At 67.6% G+C, this 17,783-nt stretch carries 19 protein-coding genes and 2 tRNA genes; 15 read left to right on the top strand and 6 right to left on the bottom strand.

Annotated elements, in window-relative coordinates:
- Positions 1-71: 71 nt before the first annotated feature.
- Both ftsE and yihA read left to right on the top strand, forming a co-directional pair.
- Positions 72-758 (top strand): cell division ATP-binding protein FtsE, encoded by a 687-nt coding sequence (gene ftsE, locus NOV65_RS07215; protein ID WP_257305417.1) that lies wholly within the window; start codon positions 72-74, stop codon positions 756-758.
- Positions 759-831: 73 nt separating this feature from the next.
- The gene (gene yihA, locus NOV65_RS07210) at positions 832-1,419 is read left to right on the top strand and encodes a ribosome biogenesis GTP-binding protein YihA/YsxC (RefSeq protein WP_257305416.1); all 588 of its coding nucleotides are present in this window, start codon (positions 832-834) and stop codon (positions 1,417-1,419) included.
- On the opposite strand, the gene NOV65_RS07205 is transcribed toward yihA, so the two are convergent.
- Positions 1,416-2,486, bottom strand: coding sequence for a VanZ family protein (locus NOV65_RS07205; protein WP_257305415.1), 1,071 nt, complete (start codon positions 2,484-2,486; stop codon positions 1,416-1,418). The two genes, yihA and NOV65_RS07205, sit on opposite strands and share 4 nt — an antisense overlap.
- Positions 2,487-2,653: 167 nt before the next feature.
- On the opposite strand from NOV65_RS07205, the gene NOV65_RS07200 reads away from it, so the two are divergent.
- Complete coding sequence (locus NOV65_RS07200; protein WP_257305413.1) at positions 2,654-3,403, top strand: cytidylate kinase-like family protein; 750 nt, start codon at positions 2,654-2,656, stop codon at positions 3,401-3,403.
- 216 nt (positions 3,404-3,619) lie between these two features.
- Here NOV65_RS07200 and NOV65_RS07195 read toward each other — a convergent pair.
- Both NOV65_RS07195 and NOV65_RS07190 read right to left on the bottom strand, forming a co-directional pair.
- Positions 3,620-3,694: transfer RNA gene (locus NOV65_RS07195), tRNA-Glu, on the bottom strand.
- 17 nt (positions 3,695-3,711) lie between these two features.
- Positions 3,712-3,786, bottom strand: a tRNA-Gln gene (locus NOV65_RS07190).
- A gap of 109 nt (positions 3,787-3,895) precedes the next feature.
- Here NOV65_RS07190 and NOV65_RS07185 point away from each other — a divergent pair.
- Together NOV65_RS07185 and NOV65_RS07180 are read left to right on the top strand one after the other, a co-directional pair.
- On the top strand, positions 3,896-4,825 hold the full coding sequence (locus NOV65_RS07185) for a GGDEF domain-containing protein (RefSeq protein ID WP_257305412.1): 930 nt from the start codon (positions 3,896-3,898) through the stop codon (positions 4,823-4,825).
- Positions 4,826-4,899: 74 nt separating this feature from the next.
- Positions 4,900-5,376, top strand: coding sequence for a DMT family transporter (locus NOV65_RS07180; protein ID WP_257305411.1), 477 nt, complete (start codon positions 4,900-4,902; stop codon positions 5,374-5,376).
- 327 nt (positions 5,377-5,703) lie between these two features.
- Here the strand turns inward: NOV65_RS07180 and NOV65_RS07175 are convergent, their stop codons facing one another.
- Positions 5,704-5,964 (bottom strand): hypothetical protein, encoded by a 261-nt coding sequence (locus NOV65_RS07175; protein ID WP_257305409.1) that lies wholly within the window; start codon positions 5,962-5,964, stop codon positions 5,704-5,706.
- A gap of 110 nt (positions 5,965-6,074) precedes the next feature.
- On the opposite strand from NOV65_RS07175, the gene NOV65_RS07170 reads away from it, so the two are divergent.
- The 9 genes from NOV65_RS07170 to NOV65_RS07130 all read left to right on the top strand — a co-directional run bounded on the left by NOV65_RS07170 (position 6,075) and on the right by NOV65_RS07130 (position 14,027).
- Complete coding sequence (locus tag NOV65_RS07170; RefSeq protein ID WP_257305408.1) at positions 6,075-6,887, top strand: DUF4097 family beta strand repeat-containing protein; 813 nt, start codon at positions 6,075-6,077, stop codon at positions 6,885-6,887.
- Between the two features lie 287 nt (positions 6,888-7,174).
- Positions 7,175-8,020 carry a retropepsin-like domain-containing protein gene (locus NOV65_RS07165; RefSeq protein ID WP_257305406.1) on the top strand — a complete coding sequence of 282 codons (846 nt, stop codon included), beginning with the start codon at positions 7,175-7,177 and terminating at the stop codon, positions 8,018-8,020.
- A 163-nt stretch (positions 8,021-8,183) separates the two neighbouring features.
- Positions 8,184-8,681 carry a cytochrome c nitrite reductase small subunit gene (nrfH, locus tag NOV65_RS07160; RefSeq protein WP_257305405.1) on the top strand — a complete coding sequence of 166 codons (498 nt, stop codon included), beginning with the start codon at positions 8,184-8,186 and terminating at the stop codon, positions 8,679-8,681.
- A 72-nt stretch (positions 8,682-8,753) separates the two neighbouring features.
- On the top strand, positions 8,754-10,244 hold the full coding sequence (locus NOV65_RS07155) for an ammonia-forming cytochrome c nitrite reductase subunit c552 (RefSeq protein WP_257305404.1): 1,491 nt from the start codon (positions 8,754-8,756) through the stop codon (positions 10,242-10,244).
- A 178-nt stretch (positions 10,245-10,422) separates the two neighbouring features.
- A complete protein-coding gene (locus NOV65_RS07150) occupies positions 10,423-11,103 on the top strand; it encodes a hypothetical protein (protein ID WP_257305402.1) in 681 nt (226 codons plus the stop codon).
- 16 nt (positions 11,104-11,119) lie between these two features.
- Positions 11,120-12,286, top strand: a complete 1,167-nt coding sequence (locus NOV65_RS07145) for a M48 family metallopeptidase (RefSeq protein ID WP_257305401.1) — start codon at positions 11,120-11,122, stop codon at positions 12,284-12,286.
- Between the two features lies 1 nt (position 12,287).
- Positions 12,288-12,881, top strand: a complete 594-nt coding sequence (locus tag NOV65_RS07140) for a hypothetical protein (RefSeq protein WP_257305400.1) — start codon at positions 12,288-12,290, stop codon at positions 12,879-12,881.
- An 80-nt stretch (positions 12,882-12,961) separates the two neighbouring features.
- Positions 12,962-13,552, top strand: a complete 591-nt coding sequence (locus NOV65_RS07135; RefSeq protein WP_257305399.1) for a hypothetical protein — start codon at positions 12,962-12,964, stop codon at positions 13,550-13,552.
- Positions 13,553-13,583: 31 nt separating this feature from the next.
- A complete protein-coding gene (locus NOV65_RS07130) occupies positions 13,584-14,027 on the top strand; it encodes a hypothetical protein (protein WP_257305398.1) in 444 nt (147 codons plus the stop codon).
- A 93-nt stretch (positions 14,028-14,120) separates the two neighbouring features.
- Here the strand turns inward: NOV65_RS07130 and NOV65_RS07125 are convergent, their stop codons facing one another.
- Both NOV65_RS07125 and NOV65_RS07120 read right to left on the bottom strand, forming a co-directional pair.
- Complete coding sequence (locus tag NOV65_RS07125) at positions 14,121-15,179, bottom strand: helix-turn-helix transcriptional regulator (protein WP_257305397.1); 1,059 nt, start codon at positions 15,177-15,179, stop codon at positions 14,121-14,123.
- Positions 15,180-15,264: 85 nt separating this feature from the next.
- A complete protein-coding gene (locus NOV65_RS07120) occupies positions 15,265-15,888 on the bottom strand; it encodes a class I adenylate-forming enzyme family protein (RefSeq protein WP_257305395.1) in 624 nt (207 codons plus the stop codon).
- A gap of 136 nt (positions 15,889-16,024) precedes the next feature.
- Here NOV65_RS07120 and NOV65_RS07115 point away from each other — a divergent pair, with 136 nt between their 5' ends.
- On the top strand, positions 16,025-17,686 hold the full coding sequence (locus tag NOV65_RS07115) for a DUF4382 domain-containing protein (protein WP_257305394.1): 1,662 nt from the start codon (positions 16,025-16,027) through the stop codon (positions 17,684-17,686).
- Positions 17,687-17,783 lie beyond the last annotated feature (97 nt).

Raw genomic sequence — 17,783 nt, 5'->3', positions numbered from 1 at the left:
TCGCCAAAATACGCGAAAATGAACCCACCTCTTTCGCGTGCTTTCGTGTTTTTCGCGGTTACTTTTTTTCTATGATCACCCTCACCCACGTCGGCAAACAGTACGACCGCATCCACACCGCCCTGTCGGATGTGAGCTTCGCCATCGAGTCCGGGGAGTTCGTGTTCCTCACGGGGCCCAGTGGCGCGGGGAAGTCCACGCTGCTGAAGCTGCTCTTCCGCGAGCAGGTACCCAGCAGCGGTGATATCCAGCTGGCGGGACACCGCCTCGCCGCCATGCCCGAGAAGGAGATCCCCTTGTTGCGCCGCAAGCTGGGCGTGGTGTTCCAGGACTTCAAGCTCATCCGCAGCCGCACCATCTTCGAGAACGTGGCCTTCGTCCTGCGGGTGCTGGGCGTCAGCGCCGCCGAGCAGAAGCAGCGCACCTTCCGGGCCCTGAAGATGGTGGGCCTCCAGCACAAGCTCAGCAGCTACCCCCTGCAGCTGTCGGGCGGCGAGCAGCAGCGCGTGGCCATCGCCCGGGCCCTGGTGAACGACCCCCTGGTGCTGCTGGCGGACGAGCCCACGGGCAACCTGGATCCCGACCTGGCCCAGGAGATCATGGCCCTCTTCGAGCGTATCAACGGCCAGGGCACCACCGTCGTGGTGGCCACCCACGACCGCAGCCTCATCCAGCGCATGAAGAAGCGCGTCATCGGCCTCGACCACGGCCGCATCGCCTTCGACCAGCCGGCACCGACAAGCCTGGTGACGGTGTAGAGCAGTCCGGACTGTCCGGAAGGGCGCTAATCTTGAATCTGCCTCGACCTTCGTCGTAGCCACCCGAGGTCCCATGGCCCAGCCCCTCACCGATGCCCGTTTCGTCACCTCCGCGGCCGACGCGAAGAAGCTTGGCATCTGCCACGCGGAAGTGGCCTTCGTGGGGCGCAGCAACGTGGGCAAGTCCTCCCTGCTGAACGCGCTGGCCAACCAGAAGCAGCTCGCGCGGGTGTCGAAGACGCCTGGCCGCACGCGGCTCATCAATGTGTTCCTCACGGGTCCGGACCGCTGGATCGTCGATCTGCCGGGCTACGGCTTCGCCACCGGCCCCGCCGCCGAGCGCGCCACCTGGCAGAAGATGGTGGAGGGGTACCTGACGGGCCGCAGCACCCTGCGCATGGTCTTCGTGCTGGTGGACGCCGAGGTGGGTCCCACGAAGCTGGACCACCAGATGATCGACTGGCTCCGCTCTGAAGGCCTGCCCCATCGCATCGTGGCCACCAAGGCCGACCAGGTGAAGCCCAGCAAGGCCCTCAAGCAGCGCAAAGACGTGGCCGCCGAGCTGGGCCTGCACGCCAGCGACATCGCCTGGGCCAGCGCCGCCAAGGGCACCGGCATTCCCGAGCTGCGGCGCGAAGTGGCGGATCTGCTGGGGCTCTAAAGGTCCTCCACCTTGCCGTTTCGCCACACCATGAACCGGCCCTCATGCGCCCAGGGCAGGGCAATGCCGTTGGCTTCCACCTCGTGGGTATGGAAGTGGCCGGTCAGGAAGGTGGCGCCGGGATGGGCCTGGGCGGCGGCGCGGAAGGCCTCGCGAGGGAAGGTCAGCTTGTAGGCGGCATTGGTGGTGCGGAGCTTCCGCTCCATCCAGGCGGAGACCCGGCGGGCCGTGCCGCCGGGCATGAGGCGGAAGAGCAGCCACAGGGCGCCGGACCGTGACACCAGATTCCACAGCCGGTACTGGCGGTCCGCCGTGTTGATGAGGTCTCCATGCTCCCAGACGAGCGCTTCGTCTTCGAGCATTCCGCCGATGCCTTCGCCCATGAGGTCGAAGCGCGCGGCGTGGCGATCCAGGAAGTACTCCCGGTTGCCCAGCCAGAGGCCCACCCAGCGGCCCGCCGCGCGGCGGGCATCCACCCAGGCGAGGAAGGCCCGCTGCGGGTCGGTCTCCATGCCGGGGAAACCCACCCAGACATCGAACACATCCCCGAGGAAGAGCCAGTCGGCTTCAGGTTGGGCGGTGGTGGCGGCCTCCAGTCCCGTGAGCGTGGCGCCCCAGTGGGGATCCGCCACGAGGATGAGGGCGCGGGCGGGATCCGGGCGCCGCAGCCGGCCCCGCCACCAGGAGAGGGCTCCCAGGCGCCGCGTCGTCAGCAGATGGAGAGAACCCGCCGTCAAGGCCAGGGCTCCGCCCAGGGCATCGGCCGCCCAGTCGCCGAGGTCGCAGTCGCGCCCAGGAACGAAGCGCTGATGCAGCTCGTCAGACACGCCATAGAGGGCCACGGCAGCCAGTATCAGCAGGTGGCGGCGATAGAGCGGCAGGCCAGGGGTCGTGTGCCGCAGGGCCAGGTCGATGGCCAGCGCCAGGATGCCGAACACGGTGGCGTGAGCGAACTTGTCCAGGGGCGAGGGCAACTCGATCCCCCCCGGGTAGTGCGATTGCGCACTCAGCCAGAAGATCGTCCCGGCCACGGCCAGGGGAAGGAGCCAGAATCCACGAAAGCGCATGATCCATCCAAGCACAGGCGGTGTGGAGATGCGAGCGGGCCTGGCGCGGGCTGGCCTCCAGCCGCGGAACTTCAAAAGAGACGAGTGCGGGACCTTGCCATCAGCTATGAAGGCCCTATCTTCCGTACGTAGGGCCCTGGCTTGGCCGTGCAGAAGCCGGAGGTTCCATGACCAAGACCTTCGAATCTCTTATTCCAAGCATCGAGGAGCGGGAATCCGGCTGGATGCGAATACGGGAGCGCCTCGCGAACGCCCACAAGGCGCCGGCCCACCCCTCCGTCACCATCTCCAGGCAGTACGGGTGTGAGGGCTACTCCCTCGGTCAGCGCCTCAAGGTGCTCCTGGAAGAGGCCTCAGGCCAACCGTGGACCTTGTTCGACAAGGCCCTCGTGGACAAGGTCGCTTCGGACGAGAGTCTGTCCCGCCAAATCCTGGGCCATCTGGGGGATGAAAGCCATGCCCAGGATGTCCTCAGGACCCACTTCGGCCACCTCACCCACGATGACGCCTACGCCAAGCTGGTGAAGCACCTCGTGCAGATCGCCATGTCCGGTTGCGCGATCATCGTCGGTCGCGGCGGCGCCGTCGCCTGCCAGGATCTGAAGAATTGCTTCCATTTCCGGCTGGAGGGCAGTTTCGATTTCCGGGTCGCGACCATCGCCCGCCGGCTGGAATTGCCCCTGGTGGAAGCAGAGAAGCTGGTGCGCACCCAGTCGAAGTTGCGGGAGAAATTCATCAGCGAGTGTCTCCACACCGACATCACCTCTTCCCGCTGGTACGACGGCGTGTTCAACAACGAACGCCAGAGCGTGGCGACCATCGCCCAGGCCTGCGCGCGCATCGTCATCTGCGCCTGGCCCGACAAGGACTTCTTCAAGCACGATCCGATGCAGGTGTCCCTGGTGACCCGGGGCTGACCCTGCCCACGGCGTGGGCTTGGCAGGTCGGGCAGTGCCCCAGGCATGTCCAGGAGCAGACGGGACGTGTCGCCTTCGGCGCCGGGGCGGGAATGCTGGTCGACATGTCTAGAAGATACGCCCCTCGGGGGGCCTCAAGCCTGCCGGCGGCCCCGCCATGGCGGAAGTCGAGATCCTTTCGGCCATGAAAAAGGCCCGGCTTGCGCCGGGCCGTGTTGGTAGTCCCAAGGGGAATCGAACCCCTGTTCCCGCCGTGAGAGGGCGGTGTACTAACCGCTATACGATGGGACCATCGAACAAGTTGTAAGTGGTTGGGGAGGAAGGACTCGAACCCTCACCTGACGGTACCAGAAACCGTTGTCCTACCATTAGACCACTCCCCAACGAGTGGAAGATTCACTGTACCAGGTGTTGGGCAAAAGACAAGAGGTGCTTCTGGCGGTGGGGATGTAGTCTTCCGGACAGATACAGAGGAAACCTCCTGGAGGATTCATGGCGCGCAAACGTCCTGCCTCGCCTCCCCCCCCGCGGCCGCCCGTCACCGCGGACATGCCCACGATGGCGGGAATCGGCGCGGGCAGCGACGATGCCGTCATCCCGTCGGAATGGGCGCTGGTGGCCTATGCGGGCGCCGCGCTGGGGCGGATCTTCCCGCTGCGCTCCGGCGCCTCGCTCATCGGCCGGGCCCCGGATGTCCAGGTGGCGCTGCTGGACGGCGAAGTCAGCCGCCATCATGCCCGGATCGCCCTGACCGGCGGCCAGGTGTGGCTGGAGGATCTGGGGTCCACCAACGGCACGCTGGTGAACGGAGAGCGCACCGACGGGGTTGTGATCCTGCGGGCGGGCGACCGGCTGACCATCGGCGGGCACGTGCTCAAATTGGTGGCCATGGATCCGCTGGAACGCGCCTTCCACGAGACCCTGCTTGATCTCAGCACCAAGGACCCGCTCACGGGCCTGGCCAACCGGACCCGCGCCCTGGGGGAATTCCAGACCCGCTTCGGCTTGAGCGTGCGCTACGGCCGGCCCTTGTCGGTGCTGATGTGCGACCTGGACCACTTCAAGCAGATCAACGACACCCATGGCCATGGCGCCGGGGACTTTGTACTCCAGGTCTTCGGCGAGCGCCTTCGGGCCACCCTGCGCGAGGCGGATCTGGCCGGCCGCATCGGCGGGGAGGAGTTCCTGGTGATCCTTCCAGAGACGGACCTGCACGGTGCCCTGCCGTTCGCGGAGCGCCTCCGGAGGGCCATCGCCAGCACCACGGTACCTCTGCCCGGGTGCGACCTGGAGGTCACGTGCAGCCTGGGCATCGCGGAACGAATTCAGGGGGATCTGGATGCGGGCCACATGCTCGCCCGGGCCGATGCGGGTCTCTATCGGGCCAAGCTGGAAGGGCGGAACCGCGTGTGCGTGGGCTAGCGCGCAGACTGTGCCCGGAGTGCTGCAGACACCCGCTGCGGGACTACCATGGGCCCTTCCCGGCGGAGGTGTGGATGCTGCTGCTCTTCCTCATCATGGCCTTCGCCATCGGGCTGGCCATCCCGCTCCAGGCGGCGGTCAACAACGCGCTGCGGGCCTCGCTCCACAGCGGGTCGCTGCTGGCGGCCCTCGTCTCCTTCGCGGTGGGGACCCTGGCGCTGCTGACGGTGTCGGCCCTCACCGGGCAGCCCTTCGCGGCGCTGGGCGGGCTGCCGCGGGTGCCCTGGTGGCAGTGGCTCGGCGGCTTTCTGGGGGCCTATTTCGTGTTCGGGTCGACCCTGCTGGCGCCCCGCATCGGCCTGGCCGCCATGGTGGCCCTCATCGTGGCGGGACAGGCCTGCTCCTCGCTGGTCTTCGACCGCTTCGGCCTGCTCGGCCTTCCGGTACGGGGCCTGTCCTGGATCCGCCTCGTCGGTGCCGCGCTGATCCTGGTGGGCGCGGTGCTGGTGAACTTCGGTGACCGCTGGCTGGGGGCCTGGCAGAAAGGCTGAACCTCGATTCCGGCGGCTTTCAGTCAAAAAAGGATCTCCACGAAGAACACGAAGGCACCCTGCGGGTGCATCAAGGGCGCGAATGGGGCTCGACGCACCGCGGACATCCCTTCGCGGGGGACGGCCATGGCGGCTCCTGGAAGCCGCCCGGAGCCGCAGCCCACGAAGTCGGTCGCGCCATGCGCGATCGGGGGTCGGAGGCCCGGATGTCCTAATGCGGAAGGCTGGTAGCTGCCTTCGTGGCCTCTGCCTTCTTCTTCGTGTACTTCGTGGAGGCTTTTGAAACCTTTAATCAGGTTGAGGCTCGCCGAAACTGGAAAGCTGAACTCAGTCCTTCCGCACGCGCTCCGCCACCCGGTCGAGCATGTCCCAGATCTGGTGGCAATCTTCGCAGGAGGACCGGGGGTCGCCGCAGGGGAAGCCCTCGATGCCGATGCCCTGGCAACGGGGCGTGCGGAAGAAGAACAGGAGCTCGCCGATGGAGGTCTGCATGCGGTCCCGGAGGGCCGCGTCCGGAAGGGAACGCAGATCCTGGATGAGCTTCCACTCGGCGGGGCTGAGTTCGGGGCGGTCGATGGTCTGGGACATGGGGACTCCGCGCGCCCCCAAGTATACGGAGAACCCTGAGGGTGCCCCTAAACTCCCTCCGAAGGCCTTCGTATCACTGGTCACGATCTCTGACATCACAGGAGGCTTCCATGTCCCTCATCCGTCCCTTCGCCGCGGCTGTGGCCGCCGTTCTCCTCTGGGCCCCGCTCGCGGCCCAGACCCAGGTGATCCAGCCCGCCAAGGCGGAAAAGACCACCGAGACCCGCACGGTGCCGCTGGCCTTTGGCTCGACGCTCAAGGTGAAGAACGTCAATGGGTTCATCCGCGTGGAGGCCTGGGACCGGGAGGAGGTCCAGTTCACGGGCGAGTTCAAGCCCAGCAGTCAGGATGAGCAGGTCAAGGTGGTCCTCGAATCCGGGACCAACAGTCTGGAAATCCGCGGCGTGTACCCCAAGCATGATGGCTGGGGTGCCTACCGTGGGCCCCAGTGCCAGATGACCCTCAAGGTACCGCGCAAAGTGGTCGCCACTCTGGAGAGCATGAACGGCGAGGTGACTCTCAGCGGAACCCGGGGTGCCGCCAGCCTCACCACCGTCAACGGCGAGGTGCGCGCCACGGATCTCGGGGATTCCCTGAAGGCCACCACGGTGAATGGCGCCGTCACCCTGGAGCGGGTGCAGGGCGGCCTCTCCCTCCAGACTGTGAACGGCGGCATCAAGGGCACGGGCCTGGACGGGCAGGGCCACGGGGTCAAGGCCGAGACCGTCAACGGCGCCATCCACCTCCAGATAGCGGGTCTGAAGGGGCGCCTCACCGCCACCACGCTGAACGGTGGCATCACCTTCAACGCCAAGGGTGCCGAGCAGGTGGAAGTGACCAAGCGACGCGTCAAGGCCACCTTCCCCGGAGGGGATCAGGACATCCACCTGAGCACCGTGAACGGTGGCATCACCCTTGACTAGGGTCTGTTTTCAAAGTGGATGCGAGCCGCGACGGGTCCAGCCGCGTGATCCAGGAAGGCGGTGGCCGCAGGGCGATGCCGGACATCGTTCAAGGCCACCAACGCACCTGGGCGCGCGGCTGGGCTCGTCCCGGAGGGCAAGGGGCGGCGCCCGGCGCGATGTTGCGTCAAGCTCCTCGCCGATAGTGCCGCTATCGCCTTCGTCGCTTTCCTGGCCTCGCTTGGGCGGCGCCCCTTGCGCGGCTACACCCCACTTTGAAAACAGACCCTAGGTTGCCCGGAGCCTTGATGCGACGCTGGATCGCCCCCCTTCTCCTCGCCTGCGCCCTGGCTCCTGTGCAGGCGCAGGCTCCCGCTCCTGAAGCGGTCCTGGCCCTGGAGCCCTACCGGAAGACCATCGCCCTGCGCGCCACCGTGGGGGGCAGGGCGGGGTTGTTCCTCTTCGATACGGCGGGAGGGCTCTCCCTGATCTCACCCGCCTTCGCGGAGAAAATCGGCCGGAAGCCCTGGGGCCGCTTGACCGGCCATCAGATGATGGGCCAGCGCCTGGACACCCCGCGCTGCGACGACCTGGAGGTGAAGGTGGGCCGGCTGCAGCTGAAGGCGCCAGTGGTAGGGGTCCTGGACATCATGACCCTCTTTCCCAAGGATGCCGCGCCTGTGGAAGGGAGCTTGGCCCTGGACCTTTTCGACGGGAAAGCCATCACCCTCGACTTCGCGACCGGCCGGCTCATCGTCGAGACGCCCGCGAGTCTGGAAGCCCGCGTCGGGAAGCGCAGTCCCATCCCCCTCCGCCTGTCCCGGGAATTGCAGGGGCGTGCCCTGTCGGCCCATGTGGGTGTGCCCACCTCCAAGGGGTTGGTGTGGATGGAACTCGATTCGGGGAATGGGGGGACGATCCTCGTGTCCAAACCCTACGCGGCGCTCTTCGGATTGGATTCCGACAAGGAGGGCCCCCAGCAGGCCTCCTTCGAGGTGGCCCCAGGCCTGCGCGCCACCGGACCGGCTTTCGCGCCCGACATGATCCTTGACGGAAACCTCGGCATGCCTTTCCTGAAAGACAAGATCGTTACACTCGACCTGGCCTCGGGCCGCCTGTGGATCGTCCCATCCCCCGCGCCACCGCCTCATTGATCGGCGGTCATTCCAGTCACGAGAGCCGGTGGGACCGGCCCTCGTTGTCAATAGGTACCCAAAGAGTCGTAAAAGAAATTTTGATATCGGATTGACAGGTCCTAATTTTATCTCATCCTGTTCCGGTCGGAGGACGGACCCTCGGACATCGGATGGATACCTCGTGAGCGGAAAGCGTCGCCTGATCCTGTTGAGCGTCCTGGCCAGCGTCTTCGCGGGGGTCTTCCTCGGCTCCGGGGCCTACACCTTCGTGGCGGCCCACGGGACGTCCTACCTGTCGAACGATCCCGAAGTCTGCGTGAACTGCCACATCATGCGCGGCGAGTACGACAGCTGGCGCCATGGCTCGCACCACGCCGTGGCCGTGTGCAACGACTGCCACCTGCCCCACGACAACGTCGTGAACAAGTTCTTCGTGAAGGCCAGCAACGGGTACCACCACTCCAAGGCCTTCACGCTGCTGAATTTCGCCGAGCCCGTCCGCATCAAGCCCGGCAACGCCAAGGTGCTGGAGGACAACTGCCTCCGCTGCCACGGCGAGCTGACGGGCGAGATCACCGCCCACGGCACGCTGGGCGTGCCCACGGATCCGACACAAAAGGCCGACCTCTACGGCTGCGTGCGCTGCCACCAGGAGGTGGGCCATGGGCCCATGGGCTGATTTTCTGACCATCCATCCAGCACCTGCTCCCACCCCTAGGCGCGTGGCCCCCCACGCGGGAGGAACCCCCCGATGACCGACAACCCCACTCCGCTGCTCTCCCGTCCGCTGGTCCGGATGGGTCTCATCGCCGCCGGCGCCGCCCTGGCGACGGTCCTCGTGATGTCCCTCTACGCCAGCATCTCCAACCGCAAGGCCGAGGCGAAACAGACCAGCTTGAAACTCGTGGACCTCGACGAGAAGGTCGTCGATCCCGCCCAGTGGGGGAAGAACTTCCCCCGCGAGTACGAGACCTACCTGAAGACCTCCGAGAAGTACAGCACCAAGTACGGCGGCGCCGGTAGCGAGGCCCTGCCCAAGAGCCGCATCCAGGAGGATCCCCGCCTGGTGACGATCTTCGATGGCTACGCCTTCTCCATCGACTTCAACCAGCGCCGGGGCCACGCCTTCATGCTGGACGATCAGCGCAACACCAAGCGCGTCACTGAGCGCAAGCAGCCCGGCTCCTGCCTCCACTGCCACGCCTCGAACACCGTGGCCTTCCGGGAACTGGGCTTGCAGGGCGGCGCGCCCGGCACGCTGGAGGAAGCCTTCACCAGCCCCAACGCCCAGGCCCAGTTGATGGCGGGCTTCGAGGCCATGTGCAAGCTCCCCTACGCCGAGGCCACCAAGCTCGTGAAGCACCCCGTGGCCTGCATCGACTGCCACGATCCCAAGAACATGGCCCTGCGCGTCACCAAGCCTGGCTTCATCCGGGGCATCGTGGCCCTGGCCAACAGCCCCGAGCCCGTGCCGCACCTGCCCTCCATCGAGAAGTGGCGCAAGGGCGACCGCTCCGTGGCCTACGATGCCAACCGCGACGCCTCCCGCCAGGAGCTGCGATCCATGGTGTGCGGCCAGTGCCATGTGGAGTACTACTGCGGACCCAAGGTCACGCTGTTCTTCCCCTGGAACAAGGGTCTGAAGGTCGAGCAGATCGAAGCCACCTACGACGAGTACAAGTTCCCCGACGGCCACCGCTTCTTCGACTGGCAGCACGCCAAGACCGGCGCCGAGGTCCTCAAGGCCCAGCATCCGGAGTTCGAGATGTGGAGCCAGGGCATCCACGCCCGTTCCGGCGTCTCCTGCGCCGACTGCCACATGCCCTATGTCCGCGAGGGTGCGCTCAAGATCAGCGACCATCAGGTGCGCAGCCCGCTGCTGAACATCTCGCGGTCCTGCCAGACCTGCCACCGCTTCCCCGAAGAGGAACTGAAGGCCCGCGTGACCTCCATCCAGGACCGTACCAAGGCCTTGATGGATCGTGCCGAGGACGCGGTGGTGAACCTCATCGACGACATCGCCGCCGCCAAGAAGGCCGGGGTGGATGAAGGCAAGCTGAAGCCCATCTACGAACTCCAGCGCAAGGCCCAGTGGCGCGTGGACTTCGTCAATGCCGAGAATTCCATGGGCTTCCACGCACCCCAGGAGGTCGCCCGCATCCTCGGCGAGGCCATCGACTTCGGTCGCCAGGGCCAGGTGGCCCTCCGTGACCTGAGCGCCCCCAAGGTGGCCCGGAAGTAGGAACCAGCAAGCGCAATCAGCAGCGGAACCAGCGGGGCCGGCGTGACCGGCCCCGTTCGCTTGATGGCAACATGGGTTTGTCGGATCGCCTGGAAACGGCTTGTTCTATATGTCATCACAGATGAAAAAAAATTGACACAAAGGCGAGAATGAAGCTGGTTCATCCCTGAGGTGTCCCATGATCCGCCTTCGTTCGATCCTCCTGGTCGTGGCCTGGACGCTCGGTGGAGGCGCGTTCGCCCAATCCCACCTCGCCGAGGGGTTCACGCGGTTGCCCGCCGGGGCGACCATCGCGGTGATGCCCCTCGATGTGGAGCTGTTCTCCGTGACCGCCGGCGGGGTCCTGGAGCCCCAGGCGGAATGGACGACCAAGGCCGTCGCGAACCTGAAGGAGGCCCTCCAGCTCCGGGGCGCGGGGCAGGGCGGGAAGTTCGTACCCCTGCCGTCCGGGGACGGCGAACTCCTGGCGGAACTGAATCACCTTCACAGCGCCGTGGCCCGGGCCATCACGATCCACCATTTCGGGGGCTGGAAACTCCCCAGCAAAGCCGGGCGGCTGGACTGGTCCCTGGGCGAGGAAGTCGCCGAGATCCGGAAGCAGGGGACCGCGGACTATGCGCTGTTCGTCTACCTGCGGGATAGCTACGCCACCGGGGGCAGGGTGGCGACCATGGTGCTCTACGCGGCGCTGGGCGTGGGCGTGGGTGGCGGCGCGCAAGTGGGCTATGCCTCCCTGGTGGACCTGCGGACGGGCCGCATCCTGTGGTTCAACCGGGTCGCCAAGGCCAGCGGTGATGTCCGCGAACTGGAGCGTGCGAAGAGCACCCTCGAGAGCCTGCTGCAGGAATTCCCGGGGTAGCCCCCGAAGGTGACCCATGGAGCGCCGGCATTTCATCGAAACCTGCGGCTGCTGTAGTGCCGCGGCCCTCCTGGGGCCGGCGCTCCGGGCGGCGCAGGGCTGGGTTGTGCCGCCCAGGCTGGCGCGGCCCGCCCCGAAGACCGACGAAGGAGGCCTCTGGGCCCTGATGGACCGGGAGGAGGAGCGCCTGCGGCAGAGTCCCTTCCTGATGCGGGATGCGGCCCTCACCGGCTATGTCCATGCGATCACGTGCCGCCTGGCCCAGGCCCACTGCCCGGATATCCGGACCTACGTGGTCCGCTCCCCGTACTTCAACGCGAACATGGCCCCCAACGGCATGATGCAGGTCTGGACCGGGCTGATCCTGCGGGCTGAGAACGAGGCCCAGCTGGCGGCGGTCATCGGGCACGAGGTGGGGCACTACCTGGCCCGGCATTCGCTGGAGCGCCTCCGGGACGCCAAGTCGCGCTCTGCCTTCGCCAGCGTGCTGGGCCTGGTCCCGATCGCGGGTCCGCTCGCGGGGCTGGGTGTCCTGGCGGGCGGCTTCGCCTACAGCCGGACCCACGAGCGGGCGGCCGACCAGATCGGTCTGGAGCTGATGGCCGCCGCCGGCTATCCGCCCCTGGAGGCCGCCAAGGTCTGGACCCACCTCCTGGAGGAGCTGCAGGCGGAGAAGGACTGGACAGGCGACGCCTCCACCCGCAGCGTGCTGTTCGCCACCCATCCCACCGAGAAGGAACGGGAGGCGAAGCTGGAAGCCGCGGCCCGGGCCTTGGGGAAGGCGGATCTGGATCCCCAGGCACAGGCCCTCCGGCGGGCCATGACCTCCTGGCGGCGAGCCTGGCTGGAGGACGAACTCAAGCGGCGCAAGTTCGGAGAGAGCCTGGCCCTGCTGGGACGCCTCACGGCGGCGGACCCCCAGGACGGTGAGGCGGCCTACTTCCTGGGCGAGACCTACCGCCTGCGGGCCTCCCAGGGGGATGCGGAGCGCGCCCTGGCGGCTTACCAGAAGGCCGCGGCCCTGCCCAGCGCGCCACCCGAAGTCCACCGGGCCCTCGGGGTGCTCCACCGCAAGGCCGGGCGGCTGCCCGAGATGCGGGAGGCCTACGGCCGGTACCTGGCCGCCCGCCCGGAGGCCGAGGACGCCGAGATGATCCGTTCCTATCTGAAGGAAGGGGGTTGAGATGAACCCGAAGGTGCTGCTTCTCACGCTGCTGGTGGTCCTGGTTGGCTGCACAAAGCCGGCCACCTGGGTGGGCCTCGCCCCCGGCGAGGTGGTGGTGCACGAGCGGTTGGCGGTCCGCATCGACGGGGCCTGGAGCCGCCTCGATGGCCTCCAGGAACCGAAGCACGATGTCTGGACCTCGGATGGCACCCCCCTGGACCAGCTGCACTTCCATACGGGCATCGCCGAGGGCGAATCCCTGGTGGTGGTCAAGGACCGGCCGGCCGACAAGCCGATCCCCCGTTTCCGCAAGGACATGCAGGCGCAGGATGTGGTGGAGCTGTACGAGTCCTTTGCCAGCCGCGATGGCAGCGTCTTCAAGCTGGAGAAGCTGGCCCCGGCGCGGTTTGCGGACGAGGATGGGTTCCGCTTCGAATTCAGCCGCGTGCGGAAGAGCGACGAAGTGCGCATGCGCGGCGTGGGCTATGGCGCCATCCACCACGGCGAGCTCTTCCTCATGGTGTTCGAGGCCCCCCGCATCCACTACTTCGCCAAGCACCTGCCCCGGGTCGAAGCCATCGCCCAATCGGCGCATCTTCGCGAAAAGGCTTGAGCGCCTGACGGAACCGCTTGACGGAGGCCGGCTGTATCCCGAGGCTGGAGCCATCGATCCCACGCCATCCCGGAGGTTCCATGCCGAAGTTTCTCATCGTGCCGGCTCTGCTCCGCCTCATCTCCGAGGGCAGCTTCTTCAAGCAGGTCTTCGCCTGGCTGCTGAGGCTGTGGACCGCCGCTGCCGTCGTGGCAGGGATCTGGCTCTCCATCGAGCTGTGGCGGGGCGGAGGTACGAGCAGCCAGGCGATCTTCGGCCAGCTGGTCTTCCAGGTGGCCCTGGTCGTGGCCCTCTACCTGGTGGCCCACCTCAGCTGGGTGCGCTCCCAGGATGTGGCCGCCATGCCCCAGATCGCGGGGGAGGTCATCATCCCCCTCACCCGCCTGCTCCTGCGGCTGGGCGGGGAGCTCTACGCCAGTTTGATCGCCGTGGCGAGCACGGGCGGAGCCCTCATGATCTGGATCAGCGCCGGCGAAGCCCGTCCCGAGCTGGCGGAGCTGCGGGTCCTGCTGCCCGGCACCGGCGGTGACCCCTTCCCCGCGGGCCTCGCCATGCTGCTGACGGGTCTGGCCTCCGCGGCCCTGGGCCTGCTGGGCGGCTACCTCGCCTCCGAGTTGCTGGGCCTGCTCTGCGCCATCGAAAGCAACACGCGGCAACCCCCCCGAGCCTAGGAACCAGGCCAGGTCCAAGAGAGGAGACCCCATGCTCGGTTCCCGGCATGTCCTTCCCATCGCCGTGGTACTGGCGGCGCAGCCCGTAGGGGCTCAATCTCCCCCAGAGAGGATCCAGGCGGGGTTCAAGACGCTGAGCACCGGCAGCTGGGAAACCGCCCTCAGGGAGTGGATCCGTGATGGCGTCTGGGTGGATGTGGACGGGAAACTCCAGACGAAACTGGAGGGCGCGATCCCGGGGCCCCGCAGCGTCGGGGACTGGGAGTCCGTGAACTCTCCCTACCTCACCCACACTTGGCAGCGGCACTGGCTGGTGGCCAACTTCGATCAGGACGCCATGTTCTTCGTGTTCGATTACATGCGCCACAAAGGCCAGTGGCGCCTGGTGGCGCTCCGGGCCAGCCAGGATCCCGCCGAAGTGCTGCCCCATCTGGATCTGCTGCCCGGTGTGCTGGCCACACGCAACAACCAGTAGGCCCATGCGCGCCATCCCAAGTGGTCCTTGGCACGAGGCGCTTGCCAGGCAACTGGCTTCACCTGAAGCCAAAGGGAATTGAACAGGAGGCGGTCAACGGTACCTGGCGGCCATGCCCTTCAAGGTAGACGCGAGGTGGCTCCTGAGTGTGTTGGGCGCCAGCACTTCCGCATCCGCCCCGAACTGCAGGACGAACCGCGTCGGTCCGGACAGCTCTGTGGCCAGGAAGCTGAGCAGCACGGTGCCGCCCTTCTCCCTGCGGACCTCGACGCGGGGCAGGGCCGGGGGGGCGTCCTGCAGGGCCTGGGGCCAGTTGGAGCCACCCACGCGCACCTGCACCTGGAAGGGGGCCGCAAGGCTGAACCAGCCGCCGATCTGAAGGTCCCGGGCCTGTTCCAAGGGGCGCTTGTCGGGGATGAGGCCACGCTTGGGGAGGGTCTTCGCCTCGACGATGCGGGCCAGGCGGAAGTGCCGGGGCTCCTGCTTGGCCGGGTCCCAGGCCAGCAGGAAGGCGCCGCCGGAGAACACATCGTGGGTGAGGGTGAAGGGCACCACCGTGCGGGTGCCGGTGCGGCCCGTGGAGGCGGCGGCGTAGGTGAGTTCCAGCTCGCGGTGGCCCTCGGGATGGCCCAGGGCCATCAGCACCTGGGACAGCATCTTCGTGTCGAGAGCCTGCTGGTCATCGGCCCCGCCCCGCACGCAGACATGGGACTGGAGCGCATCGAAGAGGCTCCGGTCACGGCTGCTGAGGTGGCTGTCCGCCAGGGCGCGCAACCCCTCCAGCTGGTCGTACCACATCTCCGTGGCCGTGCCCTCCAGGGCCATGAGCGCCACCTCCAGGGCTAGCCGGGCGTGGGGCGTGATCTTGCTGTCCCAGTCCGGGGCCTTCTCCAGGGTGAAGTGGATGACGGCGGGCCGACCCTCGCGTTCCTTGCCGAAGCGGGCGCCCTGCTCCTCCAGCAGCGCGATGGCGCGGTCCACGGTGCGCATGGCCACCCCGCCCAGCTTCCGGGCCAGTCCGGCCTTGGTGATGCCCCGCTCCCCGGCGTCCCGGATGGCCTCCAGCACCGCCTGGAGCCGCTCGGGCTTCACCAGGCTGCCGCCGTCGGGGCGGGGGGATTCGAGGGCCTTGCGCGATCCGATCCGGGCCATGGCAGCCTCCTTGGGTTCATGATTGGCCAGTGAATGTCCAGAAGCAAGCTGTGGCTATCAGCTATCAGCTATCGGCTGTCTGCGGTCAGGGGGAAGGCGACCAGAAGGTTTCGAAGGGGGCGGAGTCCCAGGGAGATGGCGGGCGCCGAGGGCGGGTCAGCAGGCCTCGGGCGGGAGGCGCCTCGACCACCAGCACCGCGTGGCCGCCGGCGTAGAGGGCGCTCCACAGGGCTGCGCGGAGGGCAGGCTCGCCCAGGCGGGCCAGGGGCAACTCCACGCGGGTGTCGTGGTCCCAGCCGAGGATCGCGTTCAGCCGCCGCAGGCGCAACATGAGCTCGCCGTGGGTGAGGTCCGCGCTGAAACGCGTGGCCCCGGTGACGGCCTCCTCGCGGGCGTGGTAGGCGCCTCGGCCTTCCTCGGCGTTGAACCGGGGACCGCCCAGCACCTCCGAGGGCACGGATGGCCCAGTCGGGTCCCAGATCAGGCCGGAGGCCGCCACGGCCAGTTCCGCAGCCCAGTCCCAGGCCGTGCCGGTGGTGCTGCAAACGGCCGGCGGCGGCTGGGCGGCCAGCAGGCCCAGGGCCACGCCTTCGGCGCGATTGCGCAGCTGGGCGTAACTCAGGGTGCCCCAACCGGGGGTCGTCAGGGCCGGGCGGCCCTGGAGTCGCGCCGCGCGTTGGATGAGGAGGTCCCGGAGGGTGGAGGCCATGAAGCAGTGTCGCAAGATCGGGGAGCCGAGTCGCAAAATGAAGGGGGGCCATCAACCCTTTTCCCGGGGGCTGGGTCAGAGGGGTATCCGCTTTCCCATCCCGTCCGGAGCCTGGCTCCGTCTCTTGGAGAATTCCATGCGTCCCGTCCTCCGCACCTTCTCTGTGCTGGCCTTGCCCCTGGGGCTCACCGCTCTGGCCCTCAGCGTGGCTTGCGGCGGGAGTTCCTCCGCCAGCTCCACCGCTCCCGCCGTCCCCATGGGCACGGCTTCCATCATCCTCACCGACGCTCCCTCGGACCAGTGGTCGGCCGTCGAAGTGGTGGTGACGAAGGTGGCCTTCCTGAACAAGGCCGACCACACCAAGGAAGTGGTGGCCTTCCAGGGCGCCAGCGCCAGGATCAATCTGGTGGACCTGGACAGCGTGGGTGAGCTGCTGGCCTCGGCCCAGATCCCCGCGGGCACCTACGATGCCCTGCGCATCACCATCGATCCGGCCAGCGTCAACCTCGTGAAGGCCGACGGCACCACGGTGGCCGCCAACCAGATCCATGTGCTGGGATCCAGCGTCCTCGTGGGTCTTAGCACCGACCTGGTGGTGACCGCCAACGGCAGCAACGCCGTGCAGCTCGACTTCGACCTGGCCCATCCGCTCTTCCTCGTGCAGCTACCCGATGGCAGCTGGGCCATGAACCTGCAGGTGAGGCACCGGCCCAATGCGAACGGCATGATGGGCATGGCCCAGTTGATGTTCCGCCACCGCAAGGGCACCATCGCCTCGGTGGGTGCGTCCAGCTTCGTGTTCCACACAGACAGCGGCAACGACCTCACGGTGAATGTGGATGCCGGCAGCTGGTTCTTCGATGCCGACACCAGGACGCTGGGCAGCTTCGCGGGGCTCGCGGCCGGCAAGCATGCGCTGATCTCCCTGCGCATGCAGTCCGACGGCAGCCTCTGGGCCGTGCGGGTGTGGTACAGCGTCAACGCCCTGCCGACCTGGACGCCGGAAGGCCACCTCTATGGCGTGGACCGGGTCAACAACCGGCTGCTGGTCAGCACGAGCACGGGCGCCCCCCGGGCCATCACCATCGACTCCGATACCACCTTCACCTACCGCACCAGCCTGAGCCTTGGCACCGGGACCGCCACCCTGGCCAACCTGTGGTCCGGCTTCAAGGTGCAGGTCCAGGTGAAGGATCCCCTGGCCACGCCCATGCATGCCCAATCCGTGAACATCCAGCGCGCGGTGGATGGCGGCCAGATCAGCGCGGCGGATGCCACCCAGCTCACCTACGCGCACCCCGTCGCCGGCGATCGCAGCTACGCCTACACCAGCTCCTTCTCGTGGTGGTACGTCGGGCTCCCCGGCCTGGCCTCCACCAGCACCAGCGCCTTCGCCAACGCCGTCACGGGCGCGGGGGATGTGCGGGTGCAGGGCGTGAGCGACCTGGTGTGGAACGGCGGCACCGGCGCCTGGAATGCCGCCAACGCCATCTTCCTGCCCGTGGCCCTGCCCCAGGGGACCATCAGCGGCTCGTACAGCGGCGGCCAGTTGGGCTTCACCTTCACCAATTCCACGGGGGCCAGCCAGGCGATCTCCGTCAGTCTCAACCCCACGACCGGCCTGCAGCCCGCGGTGCTGGAAGTGGCCAACCAGTCCGGCGTGGTGACCGTGGCCCCCATCCCCGTGACCGACTGGGCCGCGAAGCTCGTGTCCCCCGCCAAGGCGCGTGTGGCCGTGGTGCCCAAGCCCGACGGCAGCTTCGCCGCCTATGCGGTGGTGGTGTTCAGCGGGTTCTGAGGCTTTCGGTCCTCCCAAGAAGAGAAGCGGGGGCCCCGGGGGCCGGGGGGGGTTGGTTGTGGGGGGGGGGGGGTGTGGGGCGGACGGGGGGCTGGGG

The sequence above is a fragment of the Geothrix campi genome (assembly GCF_024609265.1).
GTDB lineage: Bacteria > Acidobacteriota > Holophagae > Holophagales > Holophagaceae > Geothrix > Geothrix campi.
This window is presented reverse-complemented; position numbering and strand designations above follow the sequence as displayed.

What these genes read in the sequence shown, in the direction of transcription:
- ftsE (WP_257305417.1), top strand. Translation starts at nt 72, where the DNA reads ATGATCACCCTCACCCACGTCGGCAAACAGTACGACCGCATCCACACC.
- yihA (WP_257305416.1), top strand. Translation starts at nt 832, where the DNA reads ATGGCCCAGCCCCTCACCGATGCCCGTTTCGTCACCTCCGCGGCCGAC.
- NOV65_RS07205 (WP_257305415.1), bottom strand. Translation starts at nt 2,486, where the DNA reads ATGCGCTTTCGTGGATTCTGGCTCCTTCCCCTGGCCGTGGCCGGGACG.
- NOV65_RS07200 (WP_257305413.1), top strand. Translation starts at nt 2,654, where the DNA reads ATGACCAAGACCTTCGAATCTCTTATTCCAAGCATCGAGGAGCGGGAA.
- NOV65_RS07185 (WP_257305412.1), top strand. Translation starts at nt 3,896, where the DNA reads ATGGCGCGCAAACGTCCTGCCTCGCCTCCCCCCCCGCGGCCGCCCGTC.
- NOV65_RS07180 (WP_257305411.1), top strand. Translation starts at nt 4,900, where the DNA reads ATGCTGCTGCTCTTCCTCATCATGGCCTTCGCCATCGGGCTGGCCATC.
- NOV65_RS07175 (WP_257305409.1), bottom strand. Translation starts at nt 5,964, where the DNA reads ATGTCCCAGACCATCGACCGCCCCGAACTCAGCCCCGCCGAGTGGAAG.
- NOV65_RS07170 (WP_257305408.1), top strand. Translation starts at nt 6,075, where the DNA reads ATGTCCCTCATCCGTCCCTTCGCCGCGGCTGTGGCCGCCGTTCTCCTC.
- NOV65_RS07165 (WP_257305406.1), top strand. Translation starts at nt 7,175, where the DNA reads ATGCGACGCTGGATCGCCCCCCTTCTCCTCGCCTGCGCCCTGGCTCCT.
- NOV65_RS07155 (WP_257305404.1), top strand. Translation starts at nt 8,754, where the DNA reads ATGACCGACAACCCCACTCCGCTGCTCTCCCGTCCGCTGGTCCGGATG.
- NOV65_RS07150 (WP_257305402.1), top strand. Translation starts at nt 10,423, where the DNA reads ATGATCCGCCTTCGTTCGATCCTCCTGGTCGTGGCCTGGACGCTCGGT.
- NOV65_RS07145 (WP_257305401.1), top strand. Translation starts at nt 11,120, where the DNA reads ATGGAGCGCCGGCATTTCATCGAAACCTGCGGCTGCTGTAGTGCCGCG.
- NOV65_RS07140 (WP_257305400.1), top strand. Translation starts at nt 12,288, where the DNA reads ATGAACCCGAAGGTGCTGCTTCTCACGCTGCTGGTGGTCCTGGTTGGC.
- NOV65_RS07135 (WP_257305399.1), top strand. Translation starts at nt 12,962, where the DNA reads ATGCCGAAGTTTCTCATCGTGCCGGCTCTGCTCCGCCTCATCTCCGAG.
- NOV65_RS07130 (WP_257305398.1), top strand. Translation starts at nt 13,584, where the DNA reads ATGCTCGGTTCCCGGCATGTCCTTCCCATCGCCGTGGTACTGGCGGCG.
- NOV65_RS07125 (WP_257305397.1), bottom strand. Translation starts at nt 15,179, where the DNA reads ATGGCCCGGATCGGATCGCGCAAGGCCCTCGAATCCCCCCGCCCCGAC.
- NOV65_RS07120 (WP_257305395.1), bottom strand. Translation starts at nt 15,888, where the DNA reads ATGGCCTCCACCCTCCGGGACCTCCTCATCCAACGCGCGGCGCGACTC.
- NOV65_RS07115 (WP_257305394.1), top strand. Translation starts at nt 16,025, where the DNA reads ATGCGTCCCGTCCTCCGCACCTTCTCTGTGCTGGCCTTGCCCCTGGGG.